This window comes from Deinococcus depolymerans (assembly GCF_039522025.1).
Lineage (GTDB): Bacteria > Deinococcota > Deinococci > Deinococcales > Deinococcaceae > Deinococcus > Deinococcus depolymerans.
In genome coordinates this window covers 49,480-66,473 of sequence record NZ_BAAADB010000031.1, presented here as the reverse complement: position 1 = coordinate 66,473, position 16,994 = coordinate 49,480, and the positions used below count along the sequence as shown (strand labels likewise).

12 protein-coding genes are annotated in these 16,994 nt (G+C 69.1%); 4 read left to right on the top strand and 8 right to left on the bottom strand.

Annotated features, from left to right (window positions below):
- Window positions 1–90: 90 nt before the first annotated feature.
- The 4 genes from ABDZ66_RS16360 to ABDZ66_RS16345 all read right to left on the bottom strand — a co-directional run bounded on the left by ABDZ66_RS16360 (window position 91) and on the right by ABDZ66_RS16345 (window position 6,199).
- Window positions 91–2,547, bottom strand: a complete 2,457-nt coding sequence (locus ABDZ66_RS16360) for a cbb3-type cytochrome c oxidase subunit I (protein ID WP_343761198.1) — start codon at window positions 2,545–2,547, stop codon at window positions 91–93.
- Window positions 2,544–3,773, bottom strand: a complete 1,230-nt coding sequence (gene coxB, locus ABDZ66_RS16355; protein ID WP_343761196.1) for a cytochrome c oxidase subunit II — start codon at window positions 3,771–3,773, stop codon at window positions 2,544–2,546. The genes ABDZ66_RS16360 and coxB overlap by 4 nt, the downstream gene beginning before the upstream one ends.
- A 474-nt stretch (window positions 3,774–4,247) precedes the next feature.
- Entirely contained in the window at window positions 4,248–5,183 is a 936-nt protein-coding gene (locus tag ABDZ66_RS16350; RefSeq protein WP_343761194.1) for a heme o synthase, read from the bottom strand.
- Window positions 5,180–6,199, bottom strand: coding sequence for a COX15/CtaA family protein (locus tag ABDZ66_RS16345; protein WP_343761191.1), 1,020 nt, complete (start codon window positions 6,197–6,199; stop codon window positions 5,180–5,182). Before ABDZ66_RS16345 ends, ABDZ66_RS16350 begins: the two co-directional genes overlap by 4 nt.
- Before the next feature lie 147 nt (window positions 6,200–6,346).
- Here ABDZ66_RS16345 and ABDZ66_RS16340 point away from each other — a divergent pair, with 147 nt between their 5' ends.
- The 3 genes from ABDZ66_RS16340 (at window position 6,347) to panB (ending at window position 9,232) form a co-directional block, all read left to right on the top strand.
- Window positions 6,347–6,829 (top strand): DUF420 domain-containing protein, encoded by a 483-nt coding sequence (locus tag ABDZ66_RS16340; protein ID WP_343761187.1) that lies wholly within the window; start codon window positions 6,347–6,349, stop codon window positions 6,827–6,829.
- Between the two features lie 140 nt (window positions 6,830–6,969).
- Entirely contained in the window at window positions 6,970–8,214 is a 1,245-nt protein-coding gene (locus ABDZ66_RS16335) for an MFS transporter (protein WP_343761185.1), read from the top strand.
- Window positions 8,215–8,410: 196 nt separating this feature from the next.
- On the top strand, window positions 8,411–9,232 hold the full coding sequence (panB, locus tag ABDZ66_RS16330; RefSeq protein WP_343761182.1) for a 3-methyl-2-oxobutanoate hydroxymethyltransferase: 822 nt from the start codon (window positions 8,411–8,413) through the stop codon (window positions 9,230–9,232).
- Between the two features lie 60 nt (window positions 9,233–9,292).
- On the opposite strand, the gene ABDZ66_RS16325 is transcribed toward panB, so the two are convergent.
- The 4 genes from ABDZ66_RS16325 to ABDZ66_RS16310 form a co-directional block, all read right to left on the bottom strand.
- Window positions 9,293–11,245, bottom strand: coding sequence for an APC family permease (locus ABDZ66_RS16325; RefSeq protein ID WP_343761179.1), 1,953 nt, complete (start codon window positions 11,243–11,245; stop codon window positions 9,293–9,295).
- A 145-nt stretch (window positions 11,246–11,390) separates the two neighbouring features.
- Window positions 11,391–12,728, bottom strand: a complete 1,338-nt coding sequence (locus ABDZ66_RS16320) for a Glu/Leu/Phe/Val family dehydrogenase (protein WP_343761175.1) — start codon at window positions 12,726–12,728, stop codon at window positions 11,391–11,393.
- A 91-nt stretch (window positions 12,729–12,819) separates the two neighbouring features.
- A complete protein-coding gene (locus ABDZ66_RS16315; protein WP_343761173.1) occupies window positions 12,820–14,064 on the bottom strand; it encodes a Glu/Leu/Phe/Val family dehydrogenase in 1,245 nt (414 codons plus the stop codon).
- Window positions 14,065–14,848: 784 nt separating this feature from the next.
- Entirely contained in the window at window positions 14,849–15,829 is a 981-nt protein-coding gene (locus ABDZ66_RS16310; RefSeq protein ID WP_343761172.1) for a polyprenyl synthetase family protein, read from the bottom strand.
- A gap of 176 nt (window positions 15,830–16,005) precedes the next feature.
- Between ABDZ66_RS16310 and ABDZ66_RS16305 the strand changes: the two genes are divergently transcribed.
- Window positions 16,006–16,590 (top strand): hypothetical protein, encoded by a 585-nt coding sequence (locus tag ABDZ66_RS16305; protein ID WP_343761170.1) that lies wholly within the window; start codon window positions 16,006–16,008, stop codon window positions 16,588–16,590.
- The last annotated feature ends 404 nt before the right edge of the window (window positions 16,591–16,994 follow it).

The following is a 16,994-nucleotide window of genomic DNA, read 5'->3' as shown; positions in this document are numbered from 1 at the left end:
GCGGGGTGACGTGTCCCACAGCGCAGGGGGCGCGGGGCAACGCGAAGGGGACGCCCGTTCAGAGCGTCCCCTTCATGCCTGCGGTTCTGTTTACCAGGCGTAGAAGATCGCGACGATCAGCAGCCACACGACGTCCACCAGGTGCCAGTACAGGCTGGCGGGGGTGATGGAGCCGTGGTTGTACTTGTCCATCTTGCCGGTCATGGCCTGGTAGTACGGCAGGGCGACGCCCGTCCCGCCGATCAGGATGTGCAGACCGTGCAGGCCGACGATGGTGAAGAAGCACGCCTGCCACAGGTTCTGCTTCCAGTCGCTTTCCACGCCGAACAGCGTGAACTCGTACACCTGGAACAGCATGAACAGTGCGCCCAGCAGCAGCGTGATGAACAGACCCAGGCGGAAGCGGGTGTACTTGCCGTGGTGGTTGTCCTGCTCGGCGCGGTGAATCACGAAGGAACTCGTGACCAGGATCAGGGTGTTCAGCGCGGCCAGCCAGATGTTCGGGCGCAGCGCGGGCGGCTCGGCCGCCCCGATGACGCGCAGGTACACGTACCCGGCGATCAGCACGCCGAACAGGCCGACTTCGCTGATGATGAACCAGCTCATGCCCATGAAGCCGTTGTCGTACTTGGTCAGGTGGTGGTGCGCGACGGGCACGTCGTACTCGCGCGTACCGGCCCACTTGAACATCGCCATCAGGAACAGCGGGATGCTCAGGTACAGCACGATGGACGCGAACACGTGACCGGGCGCCGCGTCGAAGAAGGGCTTCAGGCCGCCGGTCGGCGTGTAGTTGGTGAACCAGCCGAAACTCAGGCCGTAGCCCATCAGCAGCAGCGCCGCGGCCGTCAGGAAGGGCCCCCAGCTGTCCACGGGCAGGTGAATGCTCTTGGGGTCCACGGGCGTCAGGGTCTCACCGCTCTGCTCCCAGTCGTACAGGGGACGCTCGGTGGGGAAGTTGGTGGGGAACTCGTGCGCGAAGTTGTACGCGGCGGGCGGGCTGGCTGCCGTCCACTCCAGCGTGAAGCCGCCCCAGGGATTGGCGGAGGCCGTGGCGGGTTTCTGGAAGGAGCGCAGCATGTTCAGCACCCACACGATCCCGCCGGCCAGCAGCGTGAGCGCGCCGAGCGTGCTGATCAGGTTCAGTTCACTCCAGGCGAAGTTCCCGGCCGGGTACGTGTAGTAGCGGCGCGGCATGCCCAGCAGACCCAGGATGTACTGCGGCAGGAAGGTCATCCAGGAGCCGACCATGAACAGCCAGAAGTGCCACAGGCCCAGCTTCTCGCTCATGAAACGGCCGGTCATCTTCGGCCACCAGTAGTACAGGCCGCCCATCGCCAGGAACGCCGTGCCGAACATCATCACGTTATGGAAGTGCGCCACGACGTAGTACGACATGGTGACCTGGTAATCGAAGGGAATCATGCCCAGGCTGACGCCGGTGATCCCGCCGATCAGGAAGTTGAAGATGAAACCCACCAGCCAGTACGTGGGGCTCTTCATGACGATCCGCCCGCCCCACAGGGTGCCGATCAGGTTGAAGATCTTCACGCCGGTCGGGACGGCCACGATCAGCGTGGCGATCATGAACGCGATCTGCCAGGCGTCGGGCAGGCCCACGGCGAACATGTGGTGCACCCACACCAGCAGGCTGACCAGCACGATCGCCAGGATCGAGTACACCATCACGCGGTATCCGAACAGCGGCTTGCGGGCCATGGTGCTGGCGATCTCCGCGCCGATGCCCAGGTACGGCAGCAGCATCACGTACACGGCCGGGTGAGAGTAGAACCAGAAGAACTGCTGGAACATGACGGGCACGCCGCCGATGCCGGGGTTGAACATGCTCAGGCCCAGCTTCAGTTCCAGGTACGTGACGAGCGCGGCGGCGGTCAGGCCGCCCAGCGAGATCAGCTGCAGGATGGAGGTCGCGAAGATGCTCCACACGAAGATCGGCATCTTCCACAGGCTCATGCCGGGGGCGCGCATGTTCACGATGGTCGCCGCGAAGTTCGCGCTGCCCAGCAGCGACGCGATGCCGTTCAGGGTCAGCGCCACCATCAGCACGGCCACGCCGGTCTGGTTGGCGTCGACGCTCAGGGGGTAGTAGAAGGTCCAGCCGACGCCGGGCGCACCGCCGTTGGCGAGGCCCGTGATGACCAGGATCAGACTGAAGATGAACAGCCACACCGCGAACGTGTTGATGCGCGGCAGCGCCACGTCACGGATGCCGAGCTGCAGCGGCAGGAACCAGTTCCCGAAGCCGAACAGACCGATCGGAATCAGGAAGAAGAAGATCATCAGCGCGGCGTGCAGGGTCAGCACCTGGTTGTAGGTGTTGCCCACCAGGAAGGTGTTGTCCGGCACGGCCAGCTGCAGGCGGATGCCCACGGCCAGCAGGCCCGCGATGGCGAAGCCGATGATGCTGGTCAGGATGTAGAGCGTCCCGATCTTCTTGTGATCGGTGGTCATCATGTAGTCCTTCAGGACGGCCCACACGCCGGGGCGGGCGCTGGACTCCTGAAGGGGTGCGTGCTGAACGGTCACTGGGTGCCTCCGCTGGCGTTCGCGCCGATGACCGGCGTGCCGCGCCAGTAGTCCGCTTCCTCGGGCAGTTTCAGGCTGCGCAGGTACGCGGCGATGTCGTCGATCTCGGCGTCGGTCAGGGTGCCGCCCTTGACCTTCTGGCCCTTGCTGAGGTACTCGCTGCCGTCGTAGGTGGGCATCAGGCTGCCCGGCTTGACGCGGGGGCTGTGCTTGATCCAGGCGTGCAGTTCAGCGGCGGCCTTGGGTTCCGCCCACTGCGCGGCGGTCATGGCTTCCCACATGCCGGCACCCAGGGTGCGGCGCGTACCGAAGAAGCTCAGGTCGGGGCCCTGCACGCCGGCGGCGGGGGTGCCCTGCACGCGGTGGCAGGCGGCGCAGGCTGCGGCCTGGGTGCTGGGCTTGCCCTGCATGAACAGCGCGTAGCCGCGCGCCTCGGCGCTGCCGGGGGCGGGTTCGGGGGCGCGGTAGGCCTTCATGGCGGCCAGGGTCGCGTCGTAGCGGGCCTGGTCGAGTGCGACGACCTTGTAGCGCATGTTGGCGTGGCTGGCCCCGCACAGCTGCGAGCAGTTGCCCTGGTAGGCGCCGGTCCGCTCGGTGTCGACCTGCCAGGTCTTCTTCACGCTGGGCATCGCGGCGCGCTGACCGCCGATGTTCGGTGCCCAGAAGCCGTGGATGACGTCACCGCTGGTGACGGTCAGCGCGACCGGCTGCTTGGTGGGGATGATCAGCTCGTTGCCGTTGCTGACCACGCCGCCCGCGTCACTGGTCGTTTCGGGGTACGCGAAGTTCCACCAGAACTGCTTGCCCAGCACGTCGATCTTGGTGGCCTGTTCCGGCGTGGGGTTCAGGATCGCCATGGAACGGACCGTCAGGATGCTCAGGCCGAACACGATCACGACCGGGACGGCCACCAGGATGACCTCCAGGCGGTTGTTCCCGTGGAACTGCGCGGGGGGCGCGTCGTGCTTGTCCTCGCGGAACTTCTGCACGGTGTAGAACAGCGCGTAGGACACGCCGACGAAGATGATGATCGACAGGACAATCGCCCAGACGCTCATCCACCAGATTTCGCGGTTGTAGGCAGACGACATGTCCCCGATGAACAGGGACTGGTTGGCCTGCTGACAGCCGGTGAGCAGTGTGGCGCCCAGCGCCGCCGCGATGGGCCGCGTGATGGGTCGCCTCCGTGTGCCGCTGTGGCGGTGTTTGGTGGTGTTCAACTTCACTCCTTTCCTCTGCTTGCAGTCTAAAGCGTCACGCCGGGTTGTGCGCCTCACGCGGCCTGCCCCCGGGCGCCGGGCCCGGGAGGGCGACACCCCCAGAATTCTACCGACCGGTCAGGCATACCCGCCATGAGACACCATGAGCGGCGGGCAAGTGTCCTGATCACCTTCCAGGCGGCCGCGCGGCCCGGACTTCCGAACCCTGTCATCATGCCCAGCCGCCGCGCTCCGTGCATGAGGGACCCGGCGACCAATCCGGCACCCCCCATGATGAAGAGATGATACGGACCCGGAGAGCGGATCCGCAGCGTGGCAGCCCAGCGGACGGTCGGGCGTGGCGTTGGCAACCCGGCGTGTGGGCGGGTGGAGGGCGGAACAGACGGCAGTCCGTGGGAGGCGGGCCCCGCCGTTCTCCCGGCGGGGCCCGCAGGGCGTACCCGTGTGGTGACACATCAGTGCAGTGACACACCAGTGCGGTTAGAGCAGGTGCGCGAACACCATCCGGTCGGCGGCGCCCGCCACGAACAGCAGCGCCAGGTACAGCATCGAGTACAGGTACAGCGGCACCGCCACGCGCCGCTCGACCTTGTTCCCGGCCATCACGTGCCGGTACAGCCGCCACGACAGCACCAGCAGCCACCCGCCCAGCCCGGCCGCCGCCACGAAGTAGATCGCCCCGACCTCGCGGAAGAACACCGGCATCACCGACAGCACCACCGTGTAGATGGCGTACAGGCCGATCTGCGCGACCGTCAGTTTGTCGCCGTGCACGACGGGCAGCATGGGAATCCCGACCTCGCGGTACTCGTCCTTGATCATCAGGGCCAGCGCCCAGAAATGCACGGGCGTCCAGAAGAAGATGATCGCGAACAGGAACCACGCGAACAGGTTCAGGTCGCCCGTCACGGCCGCCCAGCCCACCAGCGGCGGGAAGCAGCCGGCCGCGCCGCCCAGCACGATGTTGTGCCAGGTGTTGCGCTTGAGCAGTTGCGTGTACACCACCACGTACGTCACGAAGCCCGCCAGGCTCATCCAGGCGGCCAGCGGCGTGGCCCACACCCACAGCATCACGAACGACGCGACCTGCAGCGTGGCGCCGAAGAGCGCGGCGCTGCGCGTGCTGATCAGGCCGCTGCTGGTGGGCCGCTGGGCGGTGCGGGCCATCTTCAGGTCGATGTCCCGGTCGATGATCATGTTGAACACGCCCGCCGACCCGGCCGAGGCGTACCCCGCGACACTCACGACCAGCAGCAGCCACAGGCCCGGCCAGCCGCGCTCGGCCATGAACATGGCCGTCACGGTCGTCCACAGCAGCAGGCTGATGACCTTCGGTTTGGTCAGCGCGAGGTAATCACGCCACGTGGCGCGGGCCCGTGGGGCTCCGGCGTTCGCCGGGATGGTTTCGGTCGTCATACGTTCACTTCCCTTGATCGGTCCTGTCCCGGCAGCGGGGCGCCCCGGTCCGCCGCGCGGGGCTGCACCCGCAGCGCACTCAGGGCGCGGTACACCAGCATAACTGTCGCCAGCCACAGCGCGCACGCCAGCAGCAGGTGTGTCAGCTGCATCCAGCCCGGCGCTTTCAGGGCGACGTTCGCGAAGCCCGCCACCATCTGCGCGCCCAGCAGCGCCCACACGGCCGCGCTCCAGCGGTTCGTCTCGGCGCCCGGCCGCTCGCGGCGCAGGAACACGCCCAGCCACACCAGGAACGCGCTGGTCAGCACGGCCAGCATGGGGTGCACGACCCGCAGGTTCTCGATCACGCTGGCTGTCACCGCGAAGTCCCGCTTGACCGTCTCGATGGGCGTGCTGCCGTCCGCCGGGAGGAACAGCAGGTCGCCCAGCGCCGTGACCGCGCCCGCCATGCCCAGCACCAGCAGCAGGCCCAGGCCCACGTAACTCCAGGCGCCCACCAGTCCCTGCCGCCGCAGCCGCAGGCCCGGCGCGCCGGACGCCCACAGCGCCGTGAGCAGCAGCGCGCCCAGCAGCAGGAACGTGTTCGCCAGGTGAACGCCCTGCACGAAGCCGCGCGCCGGGTCGGTGCTCTGGGCGGTCAGGCCCAGCAGCACCTGCACGCCGCCCACCAGGCCCTCCAGGATGATCAGGCCCAGGCTCAGCGCGGCCCCGAGGCGCGCCGGGTGGCCGCGCCCGGTGGACCGGAACGCCAGCAGGACCAGCGCGATCGCCAGCAGGCCGCTGGCGCCACTGGTCAGGCGGTGACTGAACTCGATGACCGTGTGCAGCGTCGGACTCTGCGGGACGACCACGCCGTTACACAGCGGCCAGTGGTCCCCGCACCCGGCCCCGGCCCCCGTGATGCGCACGACCGCGCCCCACAGGATCACCAGCACGTTGTAGATCAGCGCCGCCCAGGCCAGCCGGGGGAGCCAAGCGCCCGCAGCCGCGCGGGGAACTGTCAGCGTTCCACTCATGTTTCACCTTCCTCGCCGCCAGGGCACCCTGGCGGGGCGGCGGTCAGCGCCTCGCATTCTACCCGCACCCCCTGGCGGCCGATTGTCCCCCCGCCGGCGCGGGCACGGACACCTGCCCTGCACCCACCCCCGTACACTGGGGCCGATATGGCGGAAACGATCAACCAGTGGGCGGTCATCACGATCGTCCTGAGCGGCCTGGCCCTGTGCGTGGGCGTGTACCTCATCCGGCGCGGCATGCGTGAAGCGCACATGCGCGCCATGATCGTCGCCACGTCCCTGGCGACCATCTTCCTGGTGCTGTACCTGACCCGCCTGGGCCTGGGCTACGAGAAGAAGTACGCGGGCCCAGGCGAGTGGCGCGCGGCGTACTTCGCGCTGCTGATCAGCCACATCATCCTGGCCGCCGCGAACCTGCCGCTGGCCGTGGGTGCCCTGTGGAACGCCGTCAAGGGCCTGCGGGCCGCCGGGAACCTGGGCAACATCGACGCTCCGGCGGCGCGCGGGTACTTCAACAGGCACCGCGCCTGGGTGCGCTGGACGGTGCCGGTGTGGCTGTACGTGGCCGTGACCGGCTGGATCATCTACCTCGTGCTGCACAGGTACGGCGAGGTCATCAAGGGCGCGTAGGCCCCGGCGCATTCCGGCACCTGGAACCTTCGGGCGCCGGGTGCCGCTCTGTTGTGGTGGGCACTACTGTTGTTCCGCTGGGCCGGACACCCCCGGAAGGCCGGTCGGCCGCGTTCCGGGGCGGGCCTACACTGCGGGCCGTGAAGTCCTCGCCCGCCCCCACCCCGCCCACCAACGTGCTGCACCTGCCGGAATTCCGCGCCATGCTGCTCGCCGCCGTGACCAGCACCCTGGCAGGCCGCGCCGTCGCCCTGACCGTCGCGTACCAGCTGTACCAGCTGACGAAAGACCCCCTGACGCTGGGCATCCTGGGACTGGTCGAGGCGATTCCCGCCCTGAGCCTCGCGCTGCTGGGCGGCGTGGTCGCCGACCGCAACGACCGCCGCCGCATCCTGCTCGCCACCATCGGCGCCGAGGTCCTGTGCGCCGTCCTGTTCACGCTGTACGCCCCGCACGCCGCGCAGCACGGCATCTGGCCGCTGCTGACCCTGATCTTCACGCTGGGGGTGGCGCGCGGCTTTTCCGACCCGGCCCTCCCGGCCTTCCAGGCGCAGGTCGTGCCGCGTGAACTGCTGCTGCGGGCCAGCGCGTGGCGGTCCAGTGCGTGGCAGGCCGCCGCGATCATCGGCCCGGCGCTGGGCGGCGTGCTGTACGCCTCGGTCGGGCCGGCCGGGGCGTACGCCTTCGCGGCCGCGCTGCTGGGCGTCTCGCTGGCGTGCGTGGCGTACGTGAAACCCAAGCCCCGCCCGGCCTTCACGCCCGGCGAACCGTTCCTGGACAGCGTCAGGGCCGGACTGGCCTTCGTGCTGGGACGGCAGGTGCTGGTGGGCAGCATGGCCCTGGACCTGTTCAGCGTGCTGTTCGGCGGCGCGGTCGCGCTGCTGCCGGTGTTCGCCAGCGACATCCTGCGGGTCGGGCCGACCGGGCTGGGCGTGCTGGTCGCCGCGCCCAGCGTGGGCGCCCTGGCCGTCATGCTGTACGCCACGCGCCGCCCGCCCGGCGTGGGTGCCGGGCGCACCCTGCTGCTGGCCGTGGCGGGCTTCGGCGTGTGCATGCTGGTGTTCGGCCTGTCGCAGAACTTCGCGCTCAGCGTGGCGGCGCTGGTCGCTGCCGGGCTGTTCGACGGGATCAGCATGGTCATCCGCAGCGCCACCCTGCAACTGAAAACCCCGGATCACATGCGCGGCCGCGTGAACGCCGTCAGCGGCATGTTCATCGGGGCCAGTAACGAACTCGGCGCGTTCGAGAGCGGCGTCGCCGCCCGCCTGCTCGGCACGGGCCGCAGCGTCTGGGTGGGCGGCGTGGTCACGCTGATCGTCGTGGCCGTCACGGCCACCCTGGCCCCGGAACTGCGCGCCATGAACCTCGCGGACCTCGAGGACTGATACGGACTCCGATTGAATGGGTTGCAAAGCCCGTTCAATCCGAGCGAAGCGAGTGGGAGCTGGGCGGGTTCCGGACGTGGAGCCGGCAATCCGGTGAACTTCCGGATGGTTGGCGAAACAAACGGAATCCGTCTGAGCGGATCGCCCGGGAACGCACAGTCCAGAAGCGTGCGGCGTGACCTGCTACCCTGCCCGCATGAAACGCAGCATTCCGGAGTTGCAGCACTCCGCCGCGCCACTGGTGATGGTTACCGCCTACGATTACCCCGGCGGGCGGCACGCCGAGGCGGCCGGCGTGGACCTGATCCTGGTGGGCGACAGCCTGGGCAACGTGGTGCTGGGCTACGACAGCACCGCGCCGGTCACGCTGGGTGACATGATCCACCACGCCCGCGCGGTGCGGCGCGGCGCGCCCGGCACGTTCATGGTCGTGGACCTGCCGTTCGGCACGTACCATACCGGCGTGCAGGACGCCATGCGCAGCGCCGTCAAGGTCATCCAGGAGACCGGCGCGGACGCCATCAAGATGGAGGGCGCCACGCCCGAGATCCTGCAGGTCGTGCAGACCCTGACCCGCAACGGCATTCCCGTGATGGGCCACGTGGGCCTGATGCCGCAGACCGCGACCGCCCAGGGCGGCCTGCGCGTGCAGGGCAAGGACGACGGAACGGCCCGCGCGACCCTGGAGGGCGCCGTGGCGCTGGAGGCCGCCGGGGCGTTCAGCGTGGTGCTGGAAGCCATTCCGGCGCGGCTGGCGAACCTGATCAGCGAGCGGCTGCACGTGCCCACCATCGGGATCGGGGCGGGCGTCGGCTGCGACGGGCAGGTGCTCGTCACGCACGACCTGCTGGGCGTGTACGAGGGTGACGAGAAGAAGATCGCCAAACGCTACGCCGAGATCGGCCGCCTCTCCCGCGAGGCGATCGAGGCCTACGCCGCCGAGGTGCGCGGGCGGCACTTTCCCACGAAGGAGAACTCCTTCGTCATGAAGGACGACGTGCTGGGCAAACTGTACTGAAGCGGACCCGCCGGACCTCGCCGGCCGGGCGGGAAGGGGCGCCGCGGACGACCGGGCGCGTCAGCCGCCGACGTGCACGATGGGCCGCCGGTCACGGTCCGGTTCGGCGCGGCGCAGGATCTCGCGGGTCAGGGGCGGCACGTCGCCGCGCCCGCCGATCACGAAGTCCAGCGCCAGTTGCAGGGGGCTCTCCTCGGTCCAGCGCATGTACACCTGCGGGGGGGCGCCCTGCTTGCGCAGGTGCAGCATCACGGCGGCGATGGTGTTCGGGATGCTGGAACCGCGCGCCTTCAGGACCGAGTACGGACCCACGTTCAGACCGGTGACCTCGACCACGTCCGTGAACTCGCTCGCGTCGTCCACCTCGACCTCCAGGAACAGGAACGGTTCGTCCTCGGGCAGGTGCACCATCTGCCGGACGCGCAGTTCCTGCTTGCTGTACTCGGCCTCGCTGGCGCGTCCCGGATGGTGACTCACGAAGCGCAGCGGCCGGATCGGGTGGGTCTTCAGGACCTCGATGGCCGCGTCGTCGAACTGCACCTGACTGACCCGCAGCTCGAAGGACCGCGACACGCGGGAACTGATGCCCACCGCGAGGATCATCACGATGAACAGCAGCGCGATCAGCAGGCCCTGCGGGTTGCTGAGGATCGTCACGGCGCTGGTGTACACGAAGATCGCGCTGATCAGCCCGAACGCCCAGGCGCGGCGCGGCTGCTGCCGCCGGACGGCGGTCAGGGCGACCGCGACGGCCGCCGAGGTCATCATGGCCAGCACGCCGGTTGCGTACGCGGCGGCCTGGGCGTCCACGTTGGCGCGGAAGGCCACGGTCACCACGCACGCGATCAGCAGGTAGATCAGGACCAGCGGACGGTGCAGCCGCGTCCACTCGGGGGCCATGCCGTAGCGGGGCAGGTAGCGCGGCACGATGTTCAGCAGGCCCGCCATGGCCGACGCGCCCGCGAACCACAGGATCAGGATGGTGGACACGTCGTAGGCCGTGCCGAACCACTCGCCCAGGTACCGGTGCGCCAGGAACGCCAGGGCGCGGCCGTTCGCCTCGCCGCCCGGCTGGAAGGACGCCGCCGGGATCAGCAGGGTGGTGACCAGGCTGCTGGCGATCAGGAAGGCACTCATGAGCAGCGCGGCGGTGGTCAGCAGCTTCTGCCCGTTGCGGATGCGGCCGGTGGGTTTCTCCTCGGTGTCCCCCGGGTCGCCCTCGATCAGGGGCATGACGACCACGCCGGTCTCGAAGCCGGACAGGCCCAGCGCCAGTTTCGGGAAGACCAGCAGCGCCGCGCCGATCAGGGCCAGCGGTGAAGGGAAGCCGGCCTGCAGGGCGCCCAGCCAGTGCTGCACCAGCCCCGGCTGCGCCAGGATCTCCTGCGCGCCCCGGCCGATCACCACGGCGCTCAGCAGCAGGTAGGCGACGACCAGCACGACCGCGATCCCGATGGCCTCCTTGAAGCCCTTGAGGAACACCGCGCCGAGCAGCGTCAGCAGCAGCAGGGTCACGCCCACCTGGTGGCCTTCGAGCGCCGCCTTCAGGAAGGGGTTCTCGATCAGGTGCGCCGAGGCGTCCGCGGCGGACAGCGTGATCGTGATGATGAAGCCCGTCGCCACGAAGCCGATCAGGGACAGCACCAGGAACTTGCTCGGCCAGTACGACAGCAGCCGCTCCAGCATGCTGATCGACCCGTCCCCGTGGGGGCTGTCCTCCGCGACGCGGCGGTACATCGGCAGCGCCCCGAACAGCGTGACCAGCACCAGCACCAGGGTGGCGAAGGGTGACACCGCCCCCGCCGCCAGCGCGGCGATGCCCGGCTGGTAGCCCAGCGTGGAGAAGTAATCCACGCCGGTCAGGCACATGACCTGCCACCAGGGGTGCTTGCGTTCGTGCGCCCTGACCTCGCCCTCGGCCTCGTAGAAGCCCTCCTGCTGCGGACGGTCGTCCTGTTGAAGAATCCAGCGGGAGAAACGTCGGGTCAGGGACCGGGGCGGCGTGGAGGGCATGACCTGCGGAGTATCCGCCTTTCAGTGCCAGAAAGAAAGGTGCCCTGCTTCACGGTTCAGGGGCAGCTTCGGCAGAAGAGGATGGGTGCGGAGGTCGCCCCCAGCACCCATCCCCTGTCAACCATCGACCTTCAACCATCGGCCCTTACGGGTACAGGCCGCGCAGCGCGCGCGCTTCGAGGACGCGGGTGCAGGCGACGATGTACACCGCGGTGCGCAGGGTCACGCCGTGGCGTTCCTTCACGTCCCAGAGGCTCACGAAGGCCTCGCTCATGATGCGGTCGAGGCGTTTGTTGATCTCGTCTTCGGTCCAGAAGAACGAGCTGAAGTCCTGCACCCACTCGAAGTACGACACGGTCACGCCGCCCGCGTTCGCCAGCACGTCCGGCACGACGGTCACGCCACGCTCGGCGAGCAGGTCGTCGGCGGCGGGGATGGTGGGGCCGTTGGCACCCTCGACGATCAGGCGGGCCTTGATGCGTCCGGCGTTCTCGAGCGTGATCTGCTTTTCCAGGGCGGCGGGAATCATCACGTCGCAGTCCACGTCCCAGAACTCGTCGCGTTTCAGTTCCTCGGTGCCGGGCAGGTCGGTGATGCGGCCCGTGCGGCGCAGGTGCTCCAGCGCCGCTTTCGGGTCGATGCCGGCGCTGGCGTACACGGTGCCGGTCACGTCCTGAATGGCGACGATCTTCGCGCCGTGCTCATGGAAGATACGGGAGGCGGCCTCGCCCACGTTCCCGAAGCCCTGCACGGCCACCCGCGCGCCCTCGAGCGGCATGCCGAGTTTCTTCATGGCCTCGGCGCCCGAGACGAACACGCCGCGCCCGGTGGCGTCCGCGCGGCCCAGGCTGCCGCCCAGCGACACGGGCTTGCCGGTCACGACGCCGGTCGCGGTGCGGCCCACGTTCATGGAGTACGTGTCCATCATCCAGGCCATGGTCTGCGGGTTGGTGTTCACGTCCGGGGCGGGAATGTCCTTTTCCGGCCCGATGATCAGGCCGATCTCGGTGGTGTAGCGGCGGGTCAGGCGCTCGAGTTCCCCCGTGGAGTACTTGCGCGGGTCGATGCGGATGCCGCCCTTGCCGCCGCCGTACGGGAGGTTCACGGCGGCGTTCTTGACGGTCATCCAGGCCGAGAGCGCCATGACCTCGCTGAGCGTCACGTCCTGGTGGAAACGCACGCCGCCCTTGGCGGGGCCGCGCGAGGTGTTGTGCTGCACGCGGTAGCCCTCGAAGTGCGCGACCGTGCCGTCATCGAGGTGGATGGGCACGTCCACGACCAGGATCCGTTTGGGCCGCTTGAGGGTCTCGACCCAGTACGCGAGTTTCCCCAGGTACGGCGTGACGCGCTCGACCTGCTCGAGGTAGATCTCGTACGGCCCGAGGTTGTTGGGGTCGAGGTAGCTGGGGATGTCGTGCGCCCCGTACTTCTTCTGGGGCTGGTGGCCGGGGTCCTGGTGGGCGGGGTCCTGGGTGGCGGTCATGGTGGGGGCCTCCTTCGGAGGGGGTGGGTCGTGGGTGGGAGAGCGGGGCTGGGGGAGGGTGGGCGGCGGGCCGCGACCGGCCCGCCGGCCCTCAGGGGTACAGGCCGCGCATCACGGTCGCGTTGTGCAGGCGGTTGAGGGCCAGGGCGTACGCGGCGGTGCGCATGTCGGTCTGGCGGGTGCGCATGAAGGCCAGCACGGCGTCCACGGCGGCGTCCACGCGCACGTCGATGGCGGACTCGATCTCCTCCTCGGTCCAGAAGAAGTTGCTGGCGTCCTGCACCCACTCGAGGTAGTTGACGACCACGCCGCCGATGCTGGCGATCAGGTCGGGAATCACGGTGACGTTCTGCCCCTGCAGGAAGCGTTCGGCCTCGGGCAGCACGGCGCGGTTGGTGGTCTCCACGACGTAGCGGGCGCGGACGGCGTGGGCGTTCCCGGCGTTCACGCTGCCGTAGTCGTAGGCGAGCATCAGCACGTCCACGTCGAGTTCGATGACCTCGTCGGCGGTGATGTCGGTGGCGAAGCCGCGCACCGTACCGTGCGCCTCGCGGTGGGCGCTGAGGGCGTCAAGGTCCAGGCCGCCGCTGGCGTAGGTGGCGCCGTCCTGGTCGCTCACGGCGACGATCAGCGCGCCGGCCGCCGCGAGGGTCTGGGCGGCCTTGCGTCCGCCGTCCCCGAAGCCGTACACGGCCACGCGGGCGCGCTCGACGCTCTCGCCGTTCTCGCGCAGGACGCGCGCGGCGACCAGGGCGGCGCTGCGGCCGCGGGCGTCCTTGCTGCCGTAACTGCCGCCCAGGGCCAGGGGTTTGCCGACGACCACGCCGTTGCTGGTCTGGCCGGTGTTCTCGTTGTAGGTGTCGAGCATCCAGGCCATGGTCTGGGCGTCGGTGCCGATGTCGGGCGCGAGGATGTCCTCGCGGTGGCCGATGAGTTCCACGAGTTCGCTGGTGTAGCGGCGCATCAGGCCCTCGAGTTCGTGGGGGCTGAGGGTCGCGGGGTCCACGTCCACGCCGCCCTTGGCCCCGCCGAGCGGCAGGTCGGCCACGGCGGCCTTGAGGGTCATGATCGCGGCGAGGACCTCGCACTCGTGGGCGTTGACGCCCGCGTGCAGGCGCACGCCGCCCATGCTGGGGCCGCGGGAGGTGCTGTGGACGGTGCGGTAGCCGCGGAACACGCGGATGCTGCCGTCGTCCATGCGGACCGGGAGGTTCACGCTGACGGTGCGTTTGGGGTACTTGAAGTACGCGAGGGACTGGTCGGTGACCTCGCAGTGGGGGAGTGCCTGCTGGAGTTGCTCCATGAGGCCCTGCCAGTTGAGTCCTGATGCCCGCATGAACGGTCTCCTTGTCCTTCCGGTCAGGGAAGGGGGGTGGGTGCTTCCGGGGAAGTCTGGGTGGTGAGCAGAGGTTTTGGCCCCCAGAGCATACACGCCCGGCTGCAGTCGCATAGACAGGTGCGGGGAGCGCAGCAGCCTGCGCGGGCCGGGAATCGGTCGGGGAACCGATCAAGTTGTATCCAGTATTCAATCCGGCGTCAACCCCGGCACGACACGCCCTGCACGCGCAAAACAGGAACCGATTCCAGCGCAGCATTCTTGCGCGTAGCCCCCGGCAGACCTGCCACTTGTCAGGTCGGCCTGCCCGCCCACCGCCCGCGACCAGCCCACGCCGCGCACGGCCCGGCGTCCTGACCCGCAGGACAGCTACCCCCCACGCCGGTCATCCGGACTCCGATTGAAGGGGCTGCAAAGCCCGCTGGGTCCGAGCGGATGCGATGCGACTCGGAGCGCTGCTCCGCAGAGAAGAAGAGAAACGCCCCTCCGGACGTGGCGCTGGCCATCCGGTGAAGTTCCGGATGGTCGTCGAAACAAACGGCAGTCCGTGTCACACGGACTCCGATTGAATGGGCTGCAAAGCCCGTTCAATCCGAGCAAAGCGAGTGGGAGCAACACGGGTTCCGGACGTGGAGCCGGCAATCCGGTGAACTTCCGGATTGTTGGCGAAACAAACGGCAGTCCGTATCACACGGCCGGACGATCCAGAGAACCGCGCGAGGGCCGCCCCATCCACAGGGGCAGCGCGGGGTGAACGGCCCACACTGCCAGAACGGACACCGGGTCAGTTCAGCCGGTCAATCTCCCGCTGCGCCAGCCGTGCCAGCGCCTCCCGCGCCTCCGACGCCGGCAACGCGCCCAGCGCCTCGATCGCCAGCTGCGCCCGCCGGCGAATCTCGGCCCGCGTCCGCTCCAGCGCCCCGGACTGCGCCGCCAGCGCCCGCACCCGCTCCACGTCCCCCGGCTGCGCCGCCCGGCGCTCCAGCACGCCGCGCACCTCCGCAGCGTGCGGGCCCTCCAGCAGCGTCAGCACCGGCAGGGTCGCCTTGCCCTCGCGCAGGTCCCCACCCACCGGCTTCCCGATCACCGCTTCCTCGCCCGACAGGTCCAGCAGGTCGTCCTGCATCTGGAACGCCATGCCGTACTCCCGCCCGAAGGTCGCCAGCGCCGCCTGCACGTGCGCCGGCGCGCCGAGCAGCACCGCCGGGGCCGACGCCGCCAGCTCCGTCAGGGCCGCCGTCTTGCCGTGAATCACCTGCAGGTAGTACCTCAGCTCGTACTCCTGGTACGCCGCCAGCTGAAACTGCAGCACCTCGCCCTCGCAGATCACGCTGGCCGTCTGACCGAACATCCGCGTCAACACCGGCCCGCCCGGCAGGCCCGAGAGCAGCACCAGCAGCCGCGAGAGCATGAAATCCCCACTCATGACGCTCACCACGTTCCCGAAGCGCCGGAACGCCGCCTGCTGCCCCCGCCGGGTATCGGCGTCGTCGATCAGGTCGTCGTGCAGCAGCGACGCCGAGTGCAGCAGTTCCACACCCACGCCCAGGTCCAGCACGTCACTCCACGCCCCGCTCCCCACCGACGGCCGCGCCCCCAGCGCCTGCGCCGCCAGCAGCACCAGCGTGGGCCGCACCCGCTTGCCGCCCGCCGCCACCAGATCGTCCCCGATCAGCTCGATGAACTCCACGTCCGAGCGCAGCACCTCGCGCAGACGCGCGTCGAAAGTCACGTCCGGAACGCAGAGGTCAGCTACACCAGTCATGCGCGCAGTATAGGAAACGCCCGGGGGGCAAAACGTACCTCTCCCCGCGAAAAACCCCCCCCCTCTCCCCCCATTTCCGGCGCGGTCCCTGCCCGCCCGGAACATGAAGCGTCGGCCGGCCCCCGCTGCCCGCTTGTCCCTCGCCAGTCACATGTCCCTCATGCTAAAACCCTCGTATGGAAAGTGTCGTTGCTCTCTTCCGCGAACCCCAACAGGCGCAGGGTGCGCTGCAGGCCCTGCAGCAGCGCGGCTTCGAACGTGAACACCTCGGTTTCGCCCTGACCGACGTGATCGCCGAGGAGGACATCGCCCAGCAGACCGGCGTGAGCCCCGAGGCGGGCCAGCCGGCCGGTTCCGCCGCCGTCCTCAAGGGCGCGTTCCTGGGAATCGTCGGCGGCCTCGCCATCACCACCCCCATCTGGCTGCTGCTGCTGATCATCCCCGTCACCCGCATCTACCAGGACGGCGGGCTGCTGGGCATGCTGTTCGGCGTGATCGGCGGCGGCGCGCTCGGCGCCCTGTTCGGCGCGCTGGCCGGCAGCGACCACGGCGACTACGTGAACCTGCTGCGCCGCCTGGGCGTTCCCGCCGCGCAGGCCGAGAAGTTCTACGCCGGCATGAAGGGCGGCCACGTGATGGTCATTGCCCGCGACCCCAGCGGCACACGCGGCGACGAGGCCCTGAGCCTCATGCGCAAGCACGGCGCCGTCAAACTCGACGACGTGGTCGGCGGCGGCCAGCTCCAGAGCGAACGCCACTAGAGCGCTGGCACGGCGGGTGAATCCGACCGGGCAGGACGGTGACGTCAGGAGACCGTTTTCCACCCTGCTCCGGAAGCACGGATACGGCCTGCCGTCTGTTCCAGTCACCCCCCGCCAGCGCCCCTGGGTGCCACCACCACGCCTGTCATCCCGTCCCGCTGCTCCCCGGCGGGGCCGCGCTACAGGTCGCTTCCGCTCGGATGGAACGGTTTACCAACACCGTTCCATCCGACGCTGTGTCATACGGACTCTGATTGAAGGGGCTGCAAAGCCCGCTGGGTCCGAGCGGATGCGACTCGGAGAGCTGCTCCGCAGAGAAGAAGGGAAACGCCCCTCCGGACGTGGCGCTGGCCATCCGGTGAAGTTCCGGATGGTCGGCGAAACAAACGGCAGTCCGTATCGGT